This window comes from Streptomyces sp. NBC_01296 (assembly GCF_035984415.1).
GTDB lineage: Bacteria > Actinomycetota > Actinomycetes > Streptomycetales > Streptomycetaceae > Streptomyces.
In genome coordinates, this window is the sequence record NZ_CP130720.1 from 1294473 (window position 1) to 1314134 (window position 19662).

At 73.1% G+C, this 19662-nt stretch carries 19 protein-coding genes; 5 read left to right on the forward strand and 14 right to left on the reverse strand.

All coding sequences use genetic code 11. The features are described 5' to 3' along the window. Positions 1–30: 30 nt before the first annotated feature. On the reverse strand, positions 31–1251 hold the full coding sequence (locus tag OG299_RS06245) for an MFS transporter (protein WP_327360808.1): 1221 nt from the start codon (positions 1249–1251) through the stop codon (positions 31–33). Between the two features lie 203 nt (positions 1252–1454). Between OG299_RS06245 and OG299_RS06250 the strand changes: the two genes are divergently transcribed. Continuing rightward, positions 1455–1907 carry a MarR family winged helix-turn-helix transcriptional regulator gene (locus tag OG299_RS06250; RefSeq protein WP_266635669.1) on the forward strand — a complete coding sequence of 151 codons (453 nt, stop codon included), beginning with the start codon at positions 1455–1457 and terminating at the stop codon, positions 1905–1907. Here the strand turns inward: OG299_RS06250 and OG299_RS06255 are convergent. The 5 genes from OG299_RS06255 to pdxR form a co-directional block, all read right to left on the reverse strand. After that, a complete protein-coding gene (locus tag OG299_RS06255; RefSeq protein ID WP_327360809.1) occupies positions 1904–2419 on the reverse strand; it encodes a hypothetical protein in 516 nt (171 codons plus the stop codon). The genes OG299_RS06250 and OG299_RS06255 overlap by 4 nt on opposite strands. Continuing rightward, complete coding sequence (locus tag OG299_RS06260; protein ID WP_327360810.1) at positions 2416–3105, reverse strand: RNA polymerase sigma factor; 690 nt, start codon at positions 3103–3105, stop codon at positions 2416–2418. Before OG299_RS06260 ends, OG299_RS06255 begins: the two co-directional genes overlap by 4 nt. Positions 3106–3120: 15 nt before the next feature. Then, a complete protein-coding gene (locus OG299_RS06265; RefSeq protein WP_266635663.1) occupies positions 3121–3552 on the reverse strand; it encodes an LAETG motif-containing sortase-dependent surface protein in 432 nt (143 codons plus the stop codon). Positions 3553–3683: 131 nt separating this feature from the next. Further along, positions 3684–5270 carry a glycosyltransferase family 2 protein gene (locus OG299_RS06270; RefSeq protein WP_327360811.1) on the reverse strand — a complete coding sequence of 529 codons (1587 nt, stop codon included), beginning with the start codon at positions 5268–5270 and terminating at the stop codon, positions 3684–3686. A gap of 69 nt (positions 5271–5339) precedes the next feature. Beyond that, positions 5340–6935, reverse strand: a complete 1596-nt coding sequence (pdxR, locus tag OG299_RS06275; RefSeq protein WP_327360812.1) for a MocR-like pyridoxine biosynthesis transcription factor PdxR — start codon at positions 6933–6935, stop codon at positions 5340–5342. 29 nt (positions 6936–6964) lie between these two features. Between pdxR and OG299_RS06280 the strand changes: the two genes are divergently transcribed. Next, positions 6965–7915 (forward strand): EamA family transporter, encoded by a 951-nt coding sequence (locus OG299_RS06280; RefSeq protein ID WP_327360813.1) that lies wholly within the window; start codon positions 6965–6967, stop codon positions 7913–7915. A 51-nt stretch (positions 7916–7966) separates the two neighbouring features. Beyond that, positions 7967–8839, forward strand: coding sequence for a helix-turn-helix domain-containing protein (locus OG299_RS06285; protein ID WP_327360814.1), 873 nt, complete (start codon positions 7967–7969; stop codon positions 8837–8839). Positions 8840–8986: 147 nt separating this feature from the next. Here OG299_RS06285 and OG299_RS06290 read toward each other — a convergent pair whose 3' ends face one another. The 3 genes from OG299_RS06290 to OG299_RS42690 all read right to left on the reverse strand — a co-directional run bounded on the left by OG299_RS06290 (position 8987) and on the right by OG299_RS42690 (position 13622). Then, positions 8987–12463, reverse strand: coding sequence for an endo-alpha-N-acetylgalactosaminidase family protein (locus tag OG299_RS06290; RefSeq protein WP_327360815.1), 3477 nt, complete (start codon positions 12461–12463; stop codon positions 8987–8989). A gap of 152 nt (positions 12464–12615) precedes the next feature. After that, positions 12616–12990, reverse strand: coding sequence for a YbjQ family protein (locus OG299_RS06295; protein ID WP_266661159.1), 375 nt, complete (start codon positions 12988–12990; stop codon positions 12616–12618). A 71-nt stretch (positions 12991–13061) separates the two neighbouring features. After that, positions 13062–13622: a LuxR C-terminal-related transcriptional regulator gene (locus OG299_RS42690; protein WP_442817492.1), complete on the reverse strand. Its 561-nt coding sequence runs from the start codon at positions 13620–13622 to the stop codon at positions 13062–13064. Positions 13623–13896: 274 nt separating this feature from the next. Between OG299_RS42690 and OG299_RS06305 the strand changes: the two genes are divergently transcribed. After that, positions 13897–14739, forward strand: coding sequence for an SAM-dependent methyltransferase (locus tag OG299_RS06305; protein ID WP_405699929.1), 843 nt, complete (start codon positions 13897–13899; stop codon positions 14737–14739). A gap of 36 nt (positions 14740–14775) precedes the next feature. Here OG299_RS06305 and OG299_RS06310 read toward each other — a convergent pair whose 3' ends face one another. After that, positions 14776–15699, reverse strand: a complete 924-nt coding sequence (locus OG299_RS06310) for a helix-turn-helix domain-containing protein (protein WP_327360816.1) — start codon at positions 15697–15699, stop codon at positions 14776–14778. A gap of 86 nt (positions 15700–15785) precedes the next feature. Continuing rightward, complete coding sequence (locus OG299_RS06315) at positions 15786–16019, reverse strand: DUF397 domain-containing protein (protein WP_327360817.1); 234 nt, start codon at positions 16017–16019, stop codon at positions 15786–15788. A 314-nt stretch (positions 16020–16333) separates the two neighbouring features. On the opposite strand from OG299_RS06315, the gene OG299_RS06320 reads away from it, so the two are divergent. After that, positions 16334–17068 (forward strand): hypothetical protein, encoded by a 735-nt coding sequence (locus OG299_RS06320; protein ID WP_327360818.1) that lies wholly within the window; start codon positions 16334–16336, stop codon positions 17066–17068. A 9-nt stretch (positions 17069–17077) separates the two neighbouring features. Here the strand turns inward: OG299_RS06320 and OG299_RS06325 are convergent, their stop codons facing one another. Genes OG299_RS06325 through OG299_RS06335 form a run of 3 tightly spaced genes read right to left on the reverse strand, consistent with a single transcriptional unit; the run spans position 17078 to position 19641 of the window. Next, complete coding sequence (locus tag OG299_RS06325; protein WP_327360819.1) at positions 17078–17458, reverse strand: NTP pyrophosphohydrolase; 381 nt, start codon at positions 17456–17458, stop codon at positions 17078–17080. A 31-nt stretch (positions 17459–17489) separates the two neighbouring features. Further along, on the reverse strand, positions 17490–18422 hold the full coding sequence (locus OG299_RS06330; protein WP_266635640.1) for a phosphatase domain-containing protein: 933 nt from the start codon (positions 18420–18422) through the stop codon (positions 17490–17492). A gap of 4 nt (positions 18423–18426) precedes the next feature. Then, on the reverse strand, positions 18427–19641 hold the full coding sequence (locus OG299_RS06335; RefSeq protein WP_327360820.1) for an RNA ligase: 1215 nt from the start codon (positions 19639–19641) through the stop codon (positions 18427–18429). Positions 19642–19662: the final 21 nt, after the last annotated feature.

A 19662-nucleotide genomic window follows, 5' to 3' on the forward strand; every position in this document is an offset into this window, starting at 1 on the left:
TACGGGGGCTGCCGTACGAGGGGTCGTGGATCAGCGGTGGGCGGGCACGGGGGCAGAGGCCCGGGCTGCGGCCGTGACGGCCCGGCCGTCGGTGCCCGTGCGGGAGGCCGTACGCCGTTCCAGCGCGCCGGAGACTAGGGCGAGGACCAGGGCGGAGGCGGCCAGGGCGGCGCCGACCCAGTTCGGGGCGGTCCAGCCGAGCCCGGCGGCGATGACGAGCCCGCCGAGCCAGGCGGCGAGCGCGTTGCCGAGGTTGAAGGCGCCGATGTTGACGGCGGAGGCGAGGGTGGGGGCGCTGGCGGCCTGGTCGAGGACCCGCTTCTGCAGCGGCGGCACGGTCGCGAAGCCCAGCGCCCCGATCAGCACGATGGTGGCGGCGGCGCCGGTCTTGGTGTGGGCGGTGAGGGTGAAGACGGCCAGGACGACCGCCAGGCCGCCCAGGGAGACGTAGAGCATCGGCATCAGGGCGCGGTCGGCGAACCGGCCGCCGATGAGGTTACCGGCGACCATGCCGAGGCCGAAGAGGACGAGGAGCCAGGTCACGGAGGTGTCGGCGAAGCCGGCGACGTTGGTCATCATCGGCGTGATGTAGGTGATCGCGGCGAAGACGCCGCCGAAGCCGAGGACGGTCATCGCCATGGCGAGGAGCACCTGGACGTTGCGGAAGGCGGCCAGCTCGTGGCGGATCCGGACGCCTTCGGGCCGGGGCAGTTCGGGGACCAGCTTGGCGATGCCGAGCAGGCCGAGGACGCCGAGGGCGGCGACGATCAGGAAGGTGACGCGCCAGCCGAGGTTCTGGCCGACGAGGGTGCCGAGCGGGACGCCGACGACGTTGGCCACGGTCAGGCCGGTGAACATAATGGCGATCGCGCCGGCCTTCTTCTCGGGGGCGACCAGCCCGGCCGCGACCACCGAGCCGATGCCGAAGAAGGCGCCGTGGGCGAGGGAGGCGAGGACGCGCCCGGCGAGCATGACGCCGAAGGCGGGGGCGAGTGCGGAGAGCACGTTGCCCGCGATGAACAGGCCCATGAGCAGCATCAGCATGCGCTTGCGGGGGACGCGGGTGCCGAGGACGGTCATGAGCGGGGCGCCGAGGACGACGCCGAGGGCGTATCCGGTGACCAGGAAGCCGGCGGTGGGGATCGAGACGCCGTAGCCGGCGGCGACCTCGGGGAGCAGGCCCATGATCACGAATTCGGTGGTGCCGATCCCGAAGGCCCCGATGGCCAGGGCGAGGAGTGCGAGAGGCATGAGGGGGTGCCCTTCAAGGGGGGAGGTGGTGGTGCGGTGGCGCTGTCGCGGCACTTGCCATCGCCGTTTACGTGCGTCCACATTAATTGCAGACGCGGGATATTTGCAAACGCGGGCTATTGCGGCAGTGGCCTATTCTGGAAGGGCACCTGTGGGAACACAGGGAAACCGGGCAACGGGGACACGGTTCGAAGGAGCAGCCCATGACGGCCACCGACAGCGCACTGACCGGCCTCGCCCAGGGCTGGTGCGCCCTCTCGCTCCTGCACGGGCGGATCGAGGCGCACATCGAGCGGGCCCTGCAGGCCGGACACGGCCTGAGCGTGCGCGAGTACTCACTGCTGGACGTCCTGAGCCGCCAGCACAGCGGCCCGGGCGGCCACCTGCGGATGCACCAGGTGGCCGACTCGGTGGTGCTCAGCCAGAGCGCGACGACCCGGCTGGTCAGCCGGCTCGAGGACCGCGGGCTGCTGAACCGCTACATCTGCGACACGGACCGGCGGGGCATCTACACCGACGTGAGCGAGGCCGGCCTGGCCCTGCTGGCCGCCGCCCGGCCGACCAACGACACGGCGCTGCGCGAGGCGCTGGACGCGGCCGCGCACAACCCCGAACTCGCCCCGCTGGTCGCGGCGGTGGAGAACACCCGGAGTTAGCTCCTGGACGGTCCCGGGCTCGGGGGCGGTGACGACGGCACGGGCGAGTACGACGGTACGGCGGACGGGGGTGCGGACCTCGACGGCTGGGCCGGACGCGCACCCGACGGGGTCGGCGTCGTCCCGGGCGGCTGCGCCGAGCGGCTCCCGGGGGCCCTGGAGGGCAGCGGGGACGGCGCCACCGAGGGATGCGGAGCACCGGTGCCCGTAGGGGAATCCGGTGTCGGCCCCGGTCCGGTGAGCTCGGGCGGCGAGGCCGGCGGCACCGGGCGGGGCGGGGCGGAGTCCGGGGCCAGTACGAGGTACCCGGCCACGGCGGCGGCAGCCGCGGCCAGCCCCGCCAGCGGCAGCGCGAACCGGCGCAGGTTCAGCCGCAGCCGCACGGCCGGCAGCCGCCGCAGAGGGGGGCCCGGCGGATCCGCGGGGCGCAGCTCGCGCACGGTGATCCCGGCCGCGCGGGTGTCGAGGGCCTGGCGCAGCCTGCGTTCGACGGGGCGTTCGCCGTGCGTCATATCCGTCCCTCCAAAATGCGTTCCAGCGCGTCCAGGGCGCGGCTCGCGTTCGACTTCACCGCGCCCCGGCTGATCCCGAGGGTGGCCGCTATCTCCGCCTCGCTGAGGTCGGCCCAGTAGCGCAGGACGAGGACCTGCCGGCGGCGCGGGGTCAGCCGGCCGAGTGCGGCGAGGACCTCGCGGTGTGCCTCATCGAGGACGACGTGGTCCTCCGCGGACGGGATGTCGGCCGCCGCGGGCGGGGTCCAGGCCCGGGCCGTGCGTCTGCGGCGCAGCACGGACCGGGAGGTGTTGACGACGGCGGTGCGCAGATAGCCCAGCGCGTTGTCGACCTCGCTGATCTGCTCCCCGTGGCGCCGGTACAGGGCCGTGAAGGCGTCCTGGACCACGTCCTCGGCGGTGGCCAGGTCATCGACGAGCAGCACTGCCAGCCGGACCATGCGCAGGCGGTGTGCGTGGTAGAGCTCGGTGACGGTGGGCTGCGGCGCATCCCCGCGCAGGACGGCGTCGTACGCCGACCCGGGCCCGGGCACGGTCCCTTGGTACCCGGAACCGTACGGCTGCACCGGCGTCGGCGGGGTGGCGCGCTCGCGGCGCAGCACCGACGACCACAAGCCCCGCCACGCCCGGCCGAGGCCGAGCGTGAAGGGGCGTGCGGAGGGTGCGGGTGGAGCGAGGTGGAGCACGGTGTTCCCGGGTTCTCAGCCGTTGGCGCGGCGGCGGACGGCGTAGAGGGTGCCGGCCCCGGCGGCGATGAGCGTGGCGGCCCCGGCTCCGATGGCGGCGGTGGTGGCGGAGGAGCCGGTGTGCGCGAGCTCGTCCCCGGCCGGCGAAGGGGCCGCCGAGGGCGCCGCGCTGGGCTGGCCCGTGGGCTGCACGCTCGGCGCGGACGTCGGCGGAACGCTGCGCGACGGCGTCGGGTGGGCGCTCGGCGCCGCCGTCGGCGGGACGCTGCGCGAGGGGGTGGGCGAGACGCTCGGCATCGCGCTCGACGGCGCGCTCGGGGCGGGCGACGGGGTGGCCGAGGCCCCCTGTGCGGCGCAGGCGGGCCCGGCGAGCGCGAGGACCGCCCCGGCGGCGGCAGCGGTGACGGCCGCCCGGCGGACGGTCAGGGGGACGCGCTTCAGGTTCATCACAGTGGTTCTCCACGGTCGGGTCACGGTCGGTGCGAGGACGCGGAATGCCGCCCTTCACCCCCGCACGACGCGCGACCCCCCGCGAGGTTGCCGCCGATTGCGAAAAACTTTCCGGCGAAGAATTTCTGTCAGGCCGTGGGCAGCGGGATCCTGCGGACCACCTCGAAGCTCAGGTTCCCGTACGCGGTGAAGAAGGCGGCGGCCGCGAGTTCGGTGGCGCCGCCCGGGTCACGGGCGACGACCTTGGCCCGACGGGCCGTCCTGTCCAGCTCCGGCGCGTGCCGACGGCCCAGCCGGACGGTGCGCGTGACCCCGTCGGCCCGGACGTTCAGGAAGCAGTCCCAGGTGCCCGGCGGGATCGGCCCGCCCCCGGCCACCGTGGTCAGGTCGAGCTCGGCCAGGAAGCCGGCCATCGCCAGCTCCGGGTCCAGCTCCGTGAGCTCCGGCGCGGGGCGGGCCCGGACCGGTACGAGGTGCTCGCTGCCCGTCTCCCGCGCCCGCAGGACGAGCTCGCTCTCCATGCGGCCGGTCCCGAGCGTCTGGATGTACGCGTGGCCGGTCAGCCGTACGCGGCCGCCCTGCCAGGTCAGCGAGGCCAGCCGGTGGAGCGTCTTGAGCTTCTCGGTCACGTCGAAGAGCACGTCCGGCAGGCCCGCCGCCGGATCGCGGAACAGCGGGTAGCAGCGGTAGACGCGGCCGTTGTCGACGATCTCCTGCGGCGCCGGCTCCTTCGCCGGGTCGTACTCCATCAGCTGCTCGAAGGCGGACAGCGGGCCGCAGGCGAACGCGTAGAGCCGGATCCAGTCGATCCGCGGCAGTTCGCCGCCCATGTCCGGCCGCCAGTACGTCTGCACCAGCGCCCGGGACCGCTCGTACACCTCGGCCGTGAAGCCGGGGTTCCCGTGGCGGGCCTCGACGGCCGGCCGCAGCGCCGTGCGCAGCAGGCTGCGGAAGTGCCGGCCGAGCATGCGGCGCCGTCCCACCGGGTCCTGCACCCGCTCGGCCACCAGGGCCATGACGCGCTCGATGTGCACCACCGTCTCGCCCGCGGTGCGGGCGCGGGAGGTGATGTTCTGCCCGTCGTCGCGCAGGCGCAGGAAGTAGCAGTCGTAGTCGCCGACGACCGAGATCTTCCCGGCGGCCAGGAACACCTCCGTCACGAAGACCTGGTCCTCGCCGTACCAGAGGTCGTCCGGGTAGCGCAGGTGCGCGTCCTCGATGACCTGGCGGCGTACCAGCTTGGCCGAGTGGAGCGAGCGGTAGACCTCCGAGGTGTAGAGGTCGGCCTCCTCCGCGTGCCGGTGGGCCTTGTCCGACACCGTCCGGCCGAGTCCGACCTGCTTGGCGAGCACGACGTCGCTGCCCTGGGACTCGGCCATGTCCAGCAGCCGCTCGAGCGCCTCGGGGCCCAGGTGGTCGTCGGCGTCGAGGACGAAGACGTACCGGCCGCGGGCCAGGTCCAGGGCCCGGTTGCGGGGCCCGCCGGGGCCGCCGGAGTTGGGCTGGTGCAGGACGCGCAGCTGCGGATACCGGGCGGCGTAGCGGTCCAGTTCGGCGCCGCTGCCGTCGGTGGAACCGTCGTCGACCGCGATGACCTCCAGGCGGTCGGCCCCCAGGGTCTGTCCGAGCACCGAGTCGAGGCACTCGTTCAGGTAAGGCATCGCGTTGTAGACGGCGATGATCACGGATATGTCGGGGGCGGACGCGTGGTGCATGCACCCGAGCATAAAGTTCCGCTTCTTCGGCTCCCGAGGGGGTATGCCGTGGCCGGAAGCGCGCGGTGTTCAGCGGAGCCGGCCGAGGGCGCGGCCGAGGAGGGCGATCCCCTCCTCCAGCTCGCCCGGCGGCCCTGCCGCATAGCCGAGGACCAGCCCCGGGGAGCCCGGCCGGATGCGGTGCCAGGACAGCGGGTGGGCCTTGACCCCGAGGGCCAGGGCCGCCGCCGCGAGGGCGGTGTCCTCGAAGTCCGCACCGTCGAAGGTGACCATCAGGTGCAGGCCCGCCGCCGCTCCGTGGATCCGGGCGCCGGGCAGGTGCGCGGCGATGGCCCGGAGCATGGCGTCGCGCCGGCGGCGGTGGCGGCGCCGGACGAAGCGCAGGTGGCGCTCCAGCTCGCCCGAGTCCATCAGCCGGGCCAGCACCAGCTGGGCGAGAATCGGATTGCCGAGGTCGGCGTAGCGTTTCGCGGCGACCACCGCGTCGCGCAGGCGCGGCGGGACCAGCAGCCAGCCCAGGCGCAGCGCGGGGGCGAGCAGTTTGGACACGCTCCCGGCGTAGCAGACGCCCTCGGGGAACAGGGCGCGCAGGGCGGGGACCGGTGCCCGGTCGTAGCGGTGCTCGGCGTCGTAGTCGTCCTCGATGACCAGTCCCCCGGCCGCCGCCCAGCCGAGCAGCTCCCGGCGGCGCTCGCCGTCGAGGACGACCCCGGTCGGGAACTGGTGCGCCGGGGTCAGCAGCACCGCCCCGGCTCCGCCCGCCCGGAGCGCGGCGGTGTCGATCCCGCTCCCGTCCACCGGTACGGGCACCGTCTCCAGCCGCCCGTACTCCAGCTGCTGCCGTGCTCCGAGCGAGCCGGGGTCCTCCACCGCGACCCGCCGTACGCCGTTCTCGCGCAGCACGTGCGCCAGCAGGCCCAGTGCCTGGGCGACGCCCGCGACGACGACGACCTCGTCGGGGTCGGCGCGGATCCCGCGGTTGCGGGCCAGCCAGCCGGTGACCGCCGCCCGGAGGGCGGGCGTGCCCTGCGGGTTGCCGTAGCCGAAGTCGGCGGCGGTGAGCCCGGCCAGCACGCGGCGCTCGGCCTGGAGCCAGGCCGTACGCGGGAAGGCGGTGAGGTCGGGTACCCCCGGCGAGAGGTCGATGCGGCAGGGCACGCCCCGCAGGGCATCGACGACCGGCGCGCTCGGTACGGCCGGGGCGAATGGCCCGGCCGGACCGTGCGATCCGCCGGAAGGGATCGCTCCGAGCTGCCCGGTCGGGGCGGCCGGTCCGGTCGGGGCGGCCGACAGGGGTGCGCGCGGCACGGGCGCGGGCATCGGCGAGGGCACCGGCGCGGGCACGGACGCGGGCATGGGCCCGGCCACCACGGTCGTGCCCGCGCGGCCGCGGCCCAGCACCTGGCCGGCGTCGGCCAGTCGCTGGTAGGCCTCGGTGACCAGCCCGCGGGAGACGCCGAGCTCCGCCGCGAGCACCCGGCCCGCCGGGAGCCTGCTGCCCACCGGGAGCGTCCCGTCGGCGATGGCGGCTCGGATGCGGTCCGTCAGCCACTCGGTACGGCCGCCCGGCGGCGCCTGGCCGACGTCGAGCTGCAGGAAGTCCGAGCCGCTGACGGCCTCCGCTCTTTTGGACCCCTTGGATCGATGCTCTTCGGCACTGTCCATGGGTCCAATGCTGACAGAGCCTGGGCCATATGAACACCTCCCCCGGCGCCCTGCGCGACCTCGCCCCCGGCACCATCGGCATGGTGCTGGTCGGCAGCAGCGTCACCGTCTCGCGCTCCCTGGTCCACGCCCCGCTGTTCGCCACGCAGGCCGTCCGCTACGCGGCCGCCACCCTGCTCCTGCTCGCGTTCGCCCGGGCCGCCCGGGTGCCGATCCTGCGGCCTCGCGGCCGGGAGTGGCTGTGGCTGGCCGGGATCGCGGCCACCGGACTCGTGCTGTTCAACGTGGCCGTCGTACGCGGCGTCGCACACGCCGAACCGGCCGTGATCGCCGTCGCGGTGGCCTCCGTACCGGTCGTCCTCGGGGTGCTCGGCCCGCTGCTGGAGGGCCGCGGTCCCCGCCCCAGGATCCTGCTCGCCGCCGCGGTGGTCGTGGCCGGAGCCGTCCTGGTGGAGGGCACGGGCCGGACGGACGCCGCCGGGGTGGCCTGGGCTGCGCTCGCACTCGCATGCGAGGCGGCTTTCACGCTGCTCGCCGTACCGGTGCTGCGGCGGCACGGGCCGTGGGGGGTGTCGGTGCACGCGGTATGGCTGGGGGCCGTGATGCTGGGGGTGCTGACGCTGCTCACCGAGCGCCCGGCCGATCTGCCGGCCGTCGGTCCGGCCCAGTGGGCCGCCGCCGGGTACCTCGCCGTCATGGTGACCGCGGTGGCGTTCCTCCTCTGGTACCGCACGGTGGCCGCCGTCGGCGCCGGCCGGGCCGGGCTGCTGACCGGGGTCGCGCCCCTCGCCGCAGCCGCCATCGGCGCGCTCTCGGGCGGCGGGATGCCGGGCCTGCCGGTGTGGATCGGCCTGGTCGTGGTGGTCGCCGGACTGGCGGGCGGGCTCCGGAGCCCGCAGCAGGGGCCGAGCGTACGGAAGGAGCCGCGGCGGCGGAACGAGCCGCGGCAGCCGAAGGACCGGGCGCCTGCGTCCCCTTGAGGGCGGCCGCCTCCCCTTGAGAGCCCGGGCCCGGTGGATCACAATCCGCAGATGCCGACGCCCGCGCACCCCAGTGTCCCCTCCAGCAGCCCCCCGTACAGCAGTTGGATGCGGTACTTCTCCCCCACCGCCAACCACCGGCGGCTCGGGCTGGTCTGCCTCGGCGTCGGGATCCAGCAGGGCCTGCTGCCGGTGGTCGGGCCGCGGGCCCTGGACCACCACGTCGCCGTCGTCGTCACCCGCGGGCGGGGCTGGTTCAGCCACGCCGGGCGCCCGCCGCAACCCGTCACCGCACCCGCGCTGCTCTGGCTGGTGCCGGGGGTGGAGCACCACTACGGGCCCGATCCGCAGACCGGCTGGGACGAGTGCTTCGTGGACTTCGCGGGCCGCAGTGTGGAGGCCTACACCGACCTCGGCTACGTCACCCCCGATCGCCCGCTGGTGCCGCTGAGCGGCACGGAGGGGGTGCGGCACGTGGTCGACGGGATCGTCCGGGCGGCCCGGCGCGGCGGGCCGCTGCTGGAGGTGGAGGCCGCAGCTGCCGTGCACGGACTGCTCGTGGCGCTGCGCTACGCCCGCGCCGAGGTGTCCCGGCACGGGGACGCGGTCATGGACGCCCTGGCCCGGGACGCGCTGCTGCCCATCTCGGTCGCCGAGCACGCGGCCCGGCTCGGGATACCGCTGCCCGAACTGCGCGGGGCCGTACGGCGCAGCACCGGGGAGGGGGTCAAGGAGTACCTCCTCGGGATCAGGCTGAGCCGGGCGAAGGAGCTCCTGGCCCGGACCGACCTGCCGGTCGCCGGGGTCGCCCGGCGGGTCGGTTACGAGGATCCGGCGTATTTCAGCAGGCTGTTCAGCCGCCGGGTGGGCATGGCTCCGGTCCGCTTCCGCGCCCAGCAGTCCGCACGAAGCCCGGCCAGCTGACGCAGTCCGACCGTGCGCCACCGCTGCCCGCGGTCTTCCAGCTGATCGGCTGCACGGCGCACTACGCGTCTCCCGAGCCAGCCCTCGGCCGGACGGCCGTCACGGTCGAGGACTCGACCGACACGCGGTACAAGGTCCCGACGTACCTCACCGAAGTGACCCTCTGGAAGCGGTAGCGGACGGAGGCCGGTAGCCGACGTTGAGTTCTGCGACCGAGGTCCACGGGTTGCCGGACACCTCGCTCGTGGCCTTGAGCCTCACGTAGCGCGCGGTGCGGGGCGTGAAGGTGACGTCCTGCCGGGCCGTCGTGTTCGGGAAGGTCCCGGCGGCGGCCGCCGTGCCCCAGGTGACCCCGTCCGCGGAGGTGAACACCTGGTAGTCGGCGATGCGGCCGTTGCTCTGGGTCTGCCGGGGCAGGCAGTGGAGGGCCGAGACGTCGTACGAGGCGCCGAGGTCCAGGGTGATCTCGTGCGGCATCGGCGCGGTGGCCGCGTACCACTGCGTGTGCCAGAGGGTGGAGGCGTCGCCGTCCAGGACGTTGGCGGCGGCGCCGTTCTCGCCGGCGGTCTCCTGGCTGTCGACGGCCTGTACGCTCATCTGCCCTTGCGGCACGAGGAGTTCACCGCCGCCCGCCGGCCCGAGGTCGTCCACCGTCAGGTCGTCGAGGACCAGGTCGGCCTCGTCGTGCGAGTCCTCCGGGGTCACCTTCCGTACGCCGATCCAGGCGTCGGCCCCGGCGGTGAAGGTGGTACCGAGGGCGGTGGGCGTACGGGCCTGGTCCAGCGCGGTGGCGGTCTCGGTGCTGCCGGAGCCGGTGATGAACCGGTAGTCCCCGCCGAAGCCGCTCTCGTAGCGGAAGGCGACCCTGTACGCGTGCCCCGGGGTCAGCCGCAGCGTCTGGGGCAGGGTGCGGTAGACGAGTCCGGTGCGCTCCTCGTGCGACTTGAGGGAGTTCTGCCCGCCGATCACGTCGTCGACGAGCTTCCCGCCCCAGCCGGCCTGCGTGTACGGGGCGTTGCGCTGGGCCAGGTGGGTGCGCGGGTCGGTGGCGGAGCCGCCTGCGCCGCCGAAGGCGAAGGGGCCCCAGCCGGCGTCGACGTTCTCGAAGTCCTCGGCGAAGGTGTGGCCGCCGAGCGGGGTGCGGGCGGAGCGGACCACGCGTACGTCGTCCAGGTGGACGGTGCCGGACCCGGCCGCGGCGGAGAGTTTCAGAGTGGCGGTGGACCGGCCTGCCGGGACGTCGAAGAACACCTTCATGCGCTGCATCCTGGTGCCGTTCTTCTCGCTCCCGCCCAGGTCGTTCGTCAGGGGCGAGGAGTCGGCGTACACGGAGGCCGCGCTGCCCCCTGCGGGGGTGACGCCGAGGGTGGCGGCCCGGCCGGTCGGGGTGGAGACCCAGACGGAGGCGGCGTAGGTGCCGGGCGTCAGGCCCGCGAGCTGCTGGGAGACGGCGGGGGCGGTCGCGGCGGCGAACGTGAGCTCGTTCTGGCCCTGGGCGTTGCGGGCGACGGCGGCCCCGGTCCCGGTGACGGTCCAGGCGTCGAGGTTGCCCGCGTAGAAGGAGGGGTCCTTGACCGGGGTGCCCTCGCCCCATTTCGGGTCGGCCTGGGCGGGCGCGCCGCCGTCGGTGACGACGTAGGCGGTCTTCGCGGTGGCGTTGATCGTGACCTGGCCGCCGGTGACGGGCAGGTCGCCGACCAACTGTCGCCCGGTGTCGGTCAGTTGGTACAGCCTGGGCGCGGACCAGCCTGCGGGCAGGGTCCAGGTCGTGGAGCCGCCCTTGTCGTTCCAGTGGTACAGCTTGCCGTCGCGCGGGAGCAAGTAACTCCCGCCGCTGAGCACGGTGCGTCCGCCGGTGGTGATCTTCCGGGTGTTGCCGGTGGTGGTGGCGGTGGCGCCGTTGGCGAGGGTGACCGAGTCGGCGGTCCACTTCACGATCGGGGATTCCTGGAGGTACTTGGTCGGCAGGTTGACGGCGAAGGTGGTGTTCAGGAACGCGGTGTAGTCCTTCTTGCCCTGCCAGCCCTCGTACGCGGTGAGTTCGGCGCCGCCGAGCAGCGGGTTCGCGGCGATCCAGTCGTCCTTCGTGTGATTGGCGATGAAGCGGGCGATGGTGGAGTTGATGCCCTTGAGGTCGCTGCCGCCGTAGTTGACGTCGGCCGCCCAGTGGTGCCAGAGGGACTGCTCGGTCAACGTGTTGGGGAACTCGGTGGCGAGCTGGAAGCCGAGTCCGCCGATCTCGCGCTGGAGCTTGCGCGATACGTACCCGTCCCCGTACCAGACGTCCACGTACAGGAAGTCGAGCCCGGGCACGGCCGCCTTCAGGTCCTGGAGCCGCTTCAGCCGCTCGCCGGACTGGCCGTCCTTCCGCGTGTCCACGGAGTACGACTGGTCGAGCCAGTCCCAGCCGAGTCCGCCGCTCTGGTGGGCCGGGTCGAAGGTCGCGGAGACCGGGTACTCCTCGGTGGCGTTGATGTGGACGCCGAAGTCGGCGTTGTAGGCGTGTCCGGCGGTGGTGAGGGTGTTCAGGTCGGCGGCGCCGCCCGGCTTGGAGCCGATGTTCTTGTAGTCCATGTGTGCGGAGTCGTGGCCCTCGGAGGCGTACCCCTTGAGGAGGACGAACTGGCCGAGGCCGTCTGTGGCGAGGCTGACGCGCTTGGTCTCGTCGAGGGTCTCGGTGAACGGGTGGGTGGCCTGGGAGGCGAAGTTGAAGGGGATGCGCTGCACGACCCGGTCGGCGGTCTGCTGCCATCCGGTGGGCGGGGTCCAGATGTCGCGGTAGGCGACGGCGGCGTCCTGCCAGTCGACGGCTCCGTCGCCGTTGCGGTCGCCGGTGATCGCGATCCGCGCGTACGGGAGCGGCTCGGTGTCGGTGTCGGCGGCGCCCGCGGCCCGGTAGAGCCAGGCTCCGCTCCACAGGCCGGCGCGGCGGTAGGCCCCCTTGTCGGTGACCCGCTTGCTGATCCGGCCGTTCTCGCGGGCGGTGCCGCCGGAGGGGGTGTCGTAGAGGGAGTTGGAGTCGATGGCCGCGGCCAGCTTGGCGGTGTTGGCGAGCCCGTACATGACCGTCGTCGCGGCGGGGTCCACGGGGGTACTCGAGGTGACGGGGGTGAAGGTGTCCCCGGTGCCGGTGGTGGCGGTGTGCATGGTCGCGGTGGCCAGCGCGGCGCCGGGCTGGTCGCTGCGGACGCTGACGAGGCTGTGGTCGGGGATGGCAAGGCTGCGGACGCGCAGGGCGGGGGTGTCCTCGATCGCGGTGACCTTGAACTCGACGACCGAACCGGTCACCGAGAGCCGGGATCTGATGGTCACCCCGGAGAAGGACAGCGCGTAGTCCACCGCGGACGCGGACGGGGTGGAGGTCACGGCGGGGGTGTACGCGGTCCCGTTCACGACGATCGCGGAGAGGGCGTCCTCGTTGCCGTTCAGCACGTCGCCGGTGGCCCGCCGGGTGTAGCCGACGACCCGGGGGAAACCGCTGTCCACGGCGACGGACAGCTCGGCCGAGCTGATCGTCACGGGTGCGGCGGCCGCCGCCGCGGCCGGCGCGGGCCCGGAGACGACCAGGGTGGCGAGGAGACCGGCGACCGCGGCTGCTGCGGTGGGCCGGAAGGGTGTACGCATCGGGCCTCCGGGAGTCGGCGCTTCCTTGGCGGAAGACCGCACGGCCCGGAGGCCAGCGGTCCGCTCACTGACCTGTCAGCTTGCGGACCGCACCGCCGCAGGCCCATGGACAAAGCAGAGCCCGGTCCTGGACTTACGTGGCGGATGAGGGATCAGGTGGAGGCGGGGGTGATCACGACGGCCGTCCCGTACGCACACACCTCGGTCCCGACGTCGGAGGCGTCGGTCACATCGAACCGCATCATCAGGACCGCGTTCGCGCCGCGGGCCTTCGCTGCCTCGATGAGCCGCTCCATGGCCTGGTTGCGGGTCTCCACCAGGGTCTTGGTCAGGCCCTTGAGTTCGCCGCCGATCATCGACTTCAGGCCTGCGCCGATCTGGCTGCCGAGGTGGCGGGAGCGGACGGTGAGGCCGAAGACCTCACCGATGACCTGCTCGACCCGGTAGCCGGGGACGTCGTTCGTCGTCACGACCAGGACGCCGGTCTGCTGGGCCCCCGGGCCGCCGCTGTAGTCATCGATACCCATGGCACCCACTGTGGCGGCGGGCCCGGGCCCGCGCATCCGGAGAGGGCCGTTCCGGCCGTCCGGAACCGGGGTCAGGGCAGGCGGGCGACGAGGCCGGACTCGTGGGCCAGGACCACGGCCTGGGCGCGGCCGGACACCCCGAGCTTGCTCATGCAGCGGTGCACGTGCGTCTTGACGGTGGCGGCGCTGGGGACGAGCCGCTCGGCGATGTCGGACTTGGACAGGCCAGCGAGGCCGGTCTGGACGGAGATCACCGAGACGTGGTGGGCGATGACGTCGTGCAGCTCGCGGGCGATCTGGATGCGCTCCTCCATGACGGCCCGCCGGGCCTTCTCCTCCTGTTCCCGGCGCAGTTGCCGGGTGAGCTCGCGCAGCCGCCGGGCGCCGTCGCCGGTCACCCAGCAGACGATGGTAGTGACGGTCACGAAGCCGACGCTGAGCGGGCCGATGCCATGTTCGGCGAGCCGGCTCCCCCAGAGCAGGACGAGCAGTGCGCCGACCGCACATCTGGCCGAAATTCGCCGCTCGCGGAGCGAGGCGACGGTGTACAGCGCGAGCGCGAGGCCGCACACGGCGACGGCCGGCAGCACGGCGCGGAGCCGGACCACCGCCGGATGCGCGGACGACTGCACGTCAACCCCCCTGAGTACACCCCCTGGTTGTACAGGGTGACCTCCCCACGGGGTAGGCGGATTTCACCCTGTGGAGGGGCGAGAGCGGCGGACCCCCGCGCGTAGATTTCCCCGAGCCGGACCGACCGGCACCGGCCCTGCTCCCCCGGGGGCCCCGCCGCGCGGCCGTGCCCCACGGGGGCGGGCACGGCCGTGCGTACGTCCGTACGGGTGGTGGCCGGCCCGCGGCCGACTGCCTACCATGGGCGGTCCCCTCAGGTGGAGGACAGCGCCCATGGAGTCGCCGCAGAATCCGTCGGGACACCCGCCCGCACGCCCGCAGACCCCCCTCGTCGACATGCACACCCCGAGCGTCGCCCGGATGTACGACTGGCTGCTGGGCGGGGTGGAGAACTACGCGAGCGACCGCGAGGCCTGTGCCCGGCTGCTGGAGATCGCCCCCAGCACCCAGCTCCTGGCCCGCAACAACCGGGCGTTCCTGCGGCGCGTCGTGCGCATCCTGGTCGAGGAGTACGGGATCCGGCAGTTCCTCGACCACGGCTCCGGTCTGCCCACCCAGGACAACGTGCACGAGGTGGCGCAGCGGGCCGATCCCGGCTGCAAGGTCGCGTACATCGACAACGACCCCATGGTCCTGGCGCACGCCCAGACCACACTGCACGAGGACGGCCGCACGCTCGTGCTGTCCAAGGACCTGCGGCTGACCCGGCAGATCCGGCAGGACACCGACCGCTTCCTGGACTGGGACCGGCCCATCGCGGCCCTGTTCGTGTCCGTGCTGCACTGCCTGCGGGACACGGACGACGAGAACGATCCCGCCGCGGTCGTACGGACCACCGCCGCGCAGCTGCCGCCGGGCAGTTTCATGGTGATCTGCCAGCTCGTCAGCGACGATCCGGTCGTACGCCGCGACGTGACGCGGCTCATGGACGTGACCACGCACGGCACCTGGGGCCGGGTGCGGGAGACCCACGAGGTGCGCCGGTACTTCGACGGGCTGGAGATCCTCGGGCCCGGGCTCGTCGACGTGGTCGACTGGCGGCCCGACACCGCGCCGCCGCCCGCAGGGAGCCGGCCGCGGGACTGGGTGGAGTGGGGCGGGGTCGGCCGCCTCTGAGAGGCGGCCGACCCCCCTGCCGGTGCCGGCCGCGTCCTAGTCGTCACCGCTGTCGCGGAACTGGCGCTTCGCCTCGAGGATCAGGCCGACGCTCTCGTCCTTGGAGGACGCCACGTTCCGCAGGTTGCTCAGGGCGTGGCGGTAGTCGTCGAGGGCCCGCGGCCGGGTCACGTAGTTCGCGCCGTTGATGTGCTCCACGTACGCCAGCTCGGCGTGCTCCCCGTCGCGGAACTTCAGGTGCGTGATCGGGTAGGGCGGTGTGGCCCCGTACTCACGGGTCATCCTGAGGATGCGGATGCTGACCTTGTCGGTGTCGCCGGCGCGCAGCAGGTGGTTCAGCTGCTCGTGCATCACGGCCGCGTTCCCGCAGCGGCGGTGCAGTACGCCTTCCTCGAGCAGGGCGGTCACCCGGGGCAGCGGGCTGTCCATCAGCCGCAGCTGCCGTTCGGTGCGCAGCTCGACGACCCGTTCGACCTCCTGCGGCTCGGCGCTGGGCATGACGGCCCGGACCATGTACCGGGCGTAGTCGCGGGTCTGGAGGATGCCGGGGACGACGAGGTTCTCGTAGACGCAGATCTCCTCGGCGTCGCCCTCCAGCTGGATGAGGCGTCTGAGGAAGTCGGGGGTGACGTCGCTGAACTGCTCGTACCACTCGGAGTCCTGCGCGTGCTCCAGGAGCCGTTCGATCGCCCACATCTCTTCGGCGTCGACGCCGTAGTGCCGGGCGAGATCGCGTACGTCGCGCGGCTTCGGCGGGCTCTCGCCGCGCTCCAGCCGGCTGATCTTCGACACCGATCCGCGGATGACCGGTGCGACCTGGCGCAGGGTCAGGCCGCGGGCCTCGCGGCACCTGCGCAGTTCCCGCCCCAGCAGGCGGTCGGCCGCCGCCCGGGCCGGATCGTTTCCCATCGGCAGGACGGGAGCGACGGGCTCGGGCAGCGGCTCAGGGAGGGCGGGCATCAGAACTCCCTATGACTGGGGCAATGGTCCGTCACAGCATGGGCCGCCTCCCCCTGCCCCTCAAGCCATGGCCCCGGCTTGGGGTGTCATCCGGTCAGGTGGTCGAATTCCGCATGTTTGACGCCGTCGATGAACGCCTCGATCTCGGCGGTCGTGAACACCAGGGCCGGACCGTCGGGGAAGCGCGAGTTCCGCAGCGCCACGGCGCCACCCGCCAGGGCGGCGACCTCCACGCAGTTGCCGTTGCCCACACTGGCCCTGCTCTTGACCCACACCGCGCCGGGAATCTCGCTCGCCACCACGCCGTTGTTCATCTGCATGATCGGACCCCTCCTCGTCGGACGCGCACGCCCGTGCGAACCCGTGTGGGACCGCACGGCGAGCGCTGACAGAAATGCTAGCCAGATGTAGGGGACACCGGAGTCCCTCGAACGGGTGCCTCGGCTGAGCGGCGTCCCGACGGCCCGACCCCCGCCCCGAGGGGAACTCATTGGGCATTTCGGGCTAAACGGCGGTGCGCCACCGGGCCGGTACGACCCGCCCTCGCCATAGTCGACCGTGGCGACCGACTGGTCGCCGCCCCGGCCCGCGGCACACCGCGGCCGGGCGGATGTCTTCGCAGAGGAGCCTGCACATGCAGAAGCCCACCAGGACCGTCCTCGCTCTCGCCGCCGGAAGCCTGGTGCTCGGCTTGGTCAGCGCGGGCGCCGCCGCCGCGGACGACGGCCCGAAGGCCCACACGCCGTCGGACGAGGCCGTCCTTCTTGAGCCGGAGAACGACCAGTCCGGCACCTACGACGACAAGAAGTACACCGTCGGCAAGATCATCTCGCGGGGCCCGCTGAAAGTCCGCAGCAAGCCGAACACCCGCGCCGACGTGGTGGGCCACGTGAAGCCGGACCACAAGGTCGCCATCGTGTGCAAGGCGTACGGCGAGTCGATCGACGGCAACAACATCTGGTACCGCCTTCACGTCAAGGAGGACCACAAGTCGCAGGACGGACGGGGTGAGGACGGCGGGCGCGACGAGGACAGCGGACGCGATGAAGACAGCGGGCGCGGTGAGCACGGCGGCCGCGATGAAGACAGCGGGCGCGATGAGCACAGCGGGCGCGGTGAGCACGACGGACGGCAGGACGCGCGGGACGAGGACGAGGACGAGGACGGCCTGCGCAACGGACAGGGCGGCAAGGACGACAAGGACCGCAAGGACCGGAAGGACCGGAAGGACCGCAAGGACGAAAAGGACCGCAAGGACCGCAAGGACCGGAAGGACGACAAGGACCGGAAGGACCGCAAGGAGCACAAGAAGGCGTGGATCACCGCCCGTTACGTGAAGAACCTGGACCACGTGAAGTGGTGCGACTGACCCCTCCGGTCAGGCCGCCGGGCGTACGGTACGCGGCCCCACGCACTCCGCCCCGTACGCCCGGACCCGCTCGCGCAGTTCCCGGTCCGCCGTGACCACGACACACCCGCGCTCCGCGAAGGAGGCGGCCAGCTCCACGATCCGGTCGTCACCGCTCCCCGGCGCCGAGTCCACCCGTACTCCGGGCACGGACTCGACGCCCCGGGCGGCGCCCTCGACGACGAGGACGATCTCCTCGATCGCGCCGATCCCCTCGATCTCCCCGCCCCCCGCCGGGTCCCGCTCCGCGAGGCGGTCGCGCAGCCGCTCGGCCGCGCCCCGCCGGTCCCGCCACCAGCCGTCCGGTACGGAACCGACGACGTTCGCGGCGTCCACGATCAACACGGTCATGGCCCCAGTATGGGCCCGCGGCTGCCGGCGCCTAGAAATCGCCGTAGTTGACCTGCCAGGTGGGCAAGCCCATCCGCCGCCAGACCGCGACCACCCGGTCCCGGTCGTCCAGCGACACCCGTACCGCGTACCGGTGGCGCACGTGCGCGTCGAACAGCTCCGCCTTCACCACGTCGTCGCGGCGCGTGTCGCCGAGCGGGCGCATCCACAGCTCGTCGTACGGCACCTCGTGCCGCTGCAGCCATTCCTCCGTCTGCGGCCGGTGCTCCTCGCCGCGCCCGGACAGCAGCACGATGGTGTCGCCGTCGGCGCGCCGGAAGGCGTCCAGCGCGTACCGCACCGGCTCGTTGAGCACGTCGATCCCGCAGCGCGAGAAGTCGTACGGGCTGCGGTCGCCGGTCAGCGCGAGCGTCCCGTCGATGTCGCACATCACCGCCGAGGGCAGCGCCGGGTCGGCCACGTACGGTTCGACCGTGGGCTGGTCGTTCAGCCACTCCGCGGTGAGCCGCCAGCCGCCCTTCTTGGCGTTCCTGCGCTTGTCGTCGAGTATCCGGATGATCTCCTCGCCGACCGGCCGTTCCCGGGCGGCGTCCCGGCGCAGGCACTCCTCCACCGGCACGTCGGTGAAGTCGTGCACGACGAAGGTGGCCCGTCCGGCGACCGCCGCCTTGAGCCGCTTGGGGATGTGCGAGGTCAGGTGCGTGTTGTCGACGACCACGTCGAAGCCGCCGTCGACGGCCGCGCGCACCGCCGCGTCCTGGACCGCGAGGACGGTCTGCTCGTGCCGGTACGAGCGGCCGCGCTCCGGGTCGGGCAGGTCGAGCATGGCCCGCAGGTCGTCCAGGTTGACGCGGCGCATCCGGCCCGCGGCCTCGGCCTGCAGGGCGCGCGCGGCCGTCGTCTTCCCCGAGGCCGGCAGCCCCGTCATGACGTGGACGACGGGGCGGGCGGGGTCTTCGGACACTGGTTCAGTTCTCCTCATCGGTCGTGAAAGGGTCGGACGCCTCCGGCCGCACGTGCCGCCATACGACGAGCTCGGTGGACCGGCCGTCCAGCCGCAGGAACATCGCGGCGCGGATCCAGCGGTCGGGCAGGGCCTTGGCGGCGCGCGCGAACGCGCCCCGGTCGCCCGCCAGGTGGGCGAGCGCCGCGTACGCCTCGTCGATGGCGCGCTCGCGCGCGGCCGCCGCGTCCTCGAGGCGGCCGACCACCTCGCGCACCCAGGCGTCGAACTCGTCGGGCACCTGCTGCAGCAGCGCTTCGAGCGGCTTGCCGCCCGAGGCCTCGATGTCGGCGGCGGTGCAGTTCAGGCCCTGCGCCAGCTCCTTGGCGGGAAGGCCGGCGAAGCGCTCGATGCCGTGGGTGCGCCAGATGTCCCGCTCGGTGACTCCGGTGACCAGCTTGTGCAGGCGTACGTACTCGGACAGCTTCGCCTTCGCGCGCACGCCGGAGGCGAACCGCAGCACGAAGCCCTCGGCGTCGGTGCCGGCCGCGTCCTCGCCGCCGGGCAGGGTGTTCGACGCGGCCAGCGCCAGCAGTTCGGCGAGCGGCATGGCGGGCCAGACCGTGACGACGGATCCGATCCCCTGCCAGTCGACCGCGGCCTCGGCGAGCCGGACCTCGGTGCCGTCCAGGCCGTACGCGGCGAGGAGCACCAGGTCCCGGCGGTCCCCGTAGTCGACGACGATACGGTTCTGCGGGTACAGGATCTCCGCGAGGTAGGTCACGCGGGGGTCGAGGGCCGAGGTGTCGCGGCCGTCGAGGTAGCGCTGGCCCCAGGTGGCCTGGGTGCTGATGAAGGATCCCTTGGACGCGACGCGCCAGCTGCCGGCGTAGTGGAAGACCACCGCGAGGCTGCCGTCGACCTTGTCGTACACCTCGAACGGCTCGTCAGGCAGGGCCGGTGCGTACGGCCGGCCCTCCTCGTGCTCGCCGACGTTGAAGAACTTCGGCAGCGGAAGGGCGACGATCGCGCCGGTGGCATCGTCGGCGACGAGTCCGCGGCAGCACATGGTGACCCGGTTCCACACGCGCTCGTACTGTGCCGTCCGCGTGTACGTGTAGATGGACAGCGGCAGTTCGGGGTGCGGCTTGCGGGTGACGTGCCCGGCGTCGATGGCTGCCGCCAGCTCCTGCTGCGGCAGCAGGTCGTGCAGCGTCGGGTAGGCCTGGTTGTGGCCCATGGGTTCCTCCCGGTTCGAGAT

Coding starts and splice junctions, on each gene's coding strand:
- OG299_RS06295 (WP_266661159.1), bottom strand. CDS start 12,990: ATGGGTATCGATGACTACAGCGGCGGCCCGGGGGCCCAGCAGACCGGC.
- OG299_RS06285 (WP_327360814.1), top strand. CDS start 7,967: ATGCCGACGCCCGCGCACCCCAGTGTCCCCTCCAGCAGCCCCCCGTAC.
- OG299_RS06250 (WP_266635669.1), top strand. CDS start 1,455: ATGACGGCCACCGACAGCGCACTGACCGGCCTCGCCCAGGGCTGGTGC.
- OG299_RS06245 (WP_327360808.1), bottom strand. CDS start 1,251: ATGCCTCTCGCACTCCTCGCCCTGGCCATCGGGGCCTTCGGGATCGGC.
- pdxR (WP_327360812.1), bottom strand. CDS start 6,935: ATGGACAGTGCCGAAGAGCATCGATCCAAGGGGTCCAAAAGAGCGGAG.
- OG299_RS06280 (WP_327360813.1), top strand. CDS start 6,965: ATGAACACCTCCCCCGGCGCCCTGCGCGACCTCGCCCCCGGCACCATC.
- OG299_RS06320 (WP_327360818.1), top strand. CDS start 16,334: ATGCAGAAGCCCACCAGGACCGTCCTCGCTCTCGCCGCCGGAAGCCTG.
- OG299_RS06255 (WP_327360809.1), bottom strand. CDS start 2,419: ATGACGCACGGCGAACGCCCCGTCGAACGCAGGCTGCGCCAGGCCCTC.
- OG299_RS06290 (WP_327360815.1), bottom strand. CDS start 12,463: ATGCGTACACCCTTCCGGCCCACCGCAGCAGCCGCGGTCGCCGGTCTC.
- OG299_RS06305 (WP_405699929.1), top strand. CDS start 13,897: ATGGAGTCGCCGCAGAATCCGTCGGGACACCCGCCCGCACGCCCGCAG.
- OG299_RS06310 (WP_327360816.1), bottom strand. CDS start 15,699: ATGCCCGCCCTCCCTGAGCCGCTGCCCGAGCCCGTCGCTCCCGTCCTG.
- OG299_RS06335 (WP_327360820.1), bottom strand. CDS start 19,641: ATGGGCCACAACCAGGCCTACCCGACGCTGCACGACCTGCTGCCGCAG.
- OG299_RS06270 (WP_327360811.1), bottom strand. CDS start 5,270: ATGCACCACGCGTCCGCCCCCGACATATCCGTGATCATCGCCGTCTAC.
- OG299_RS06325 (WP_327360819.1), bottom strand. CDS start 17,458: ATGACCGTGTTGATCGTGGACGCCGCGAACGTCGTCGGTTCCGTACCG.
- OG299_RS06265 (WP_266635663.1), bottom strand. CDS start 3,552: ATGAACCTGAAGCGCGTCCCCCTGACCGTCCGCCGGGCGGCCGTCACC.
- OG299_RS06315 (WP_327360817.1), bottom strand. CDS start 16,019: ATGCAGATGAACAACGGCGTGGTGGCGAGCGAGATTCCCGGCGCGGTG.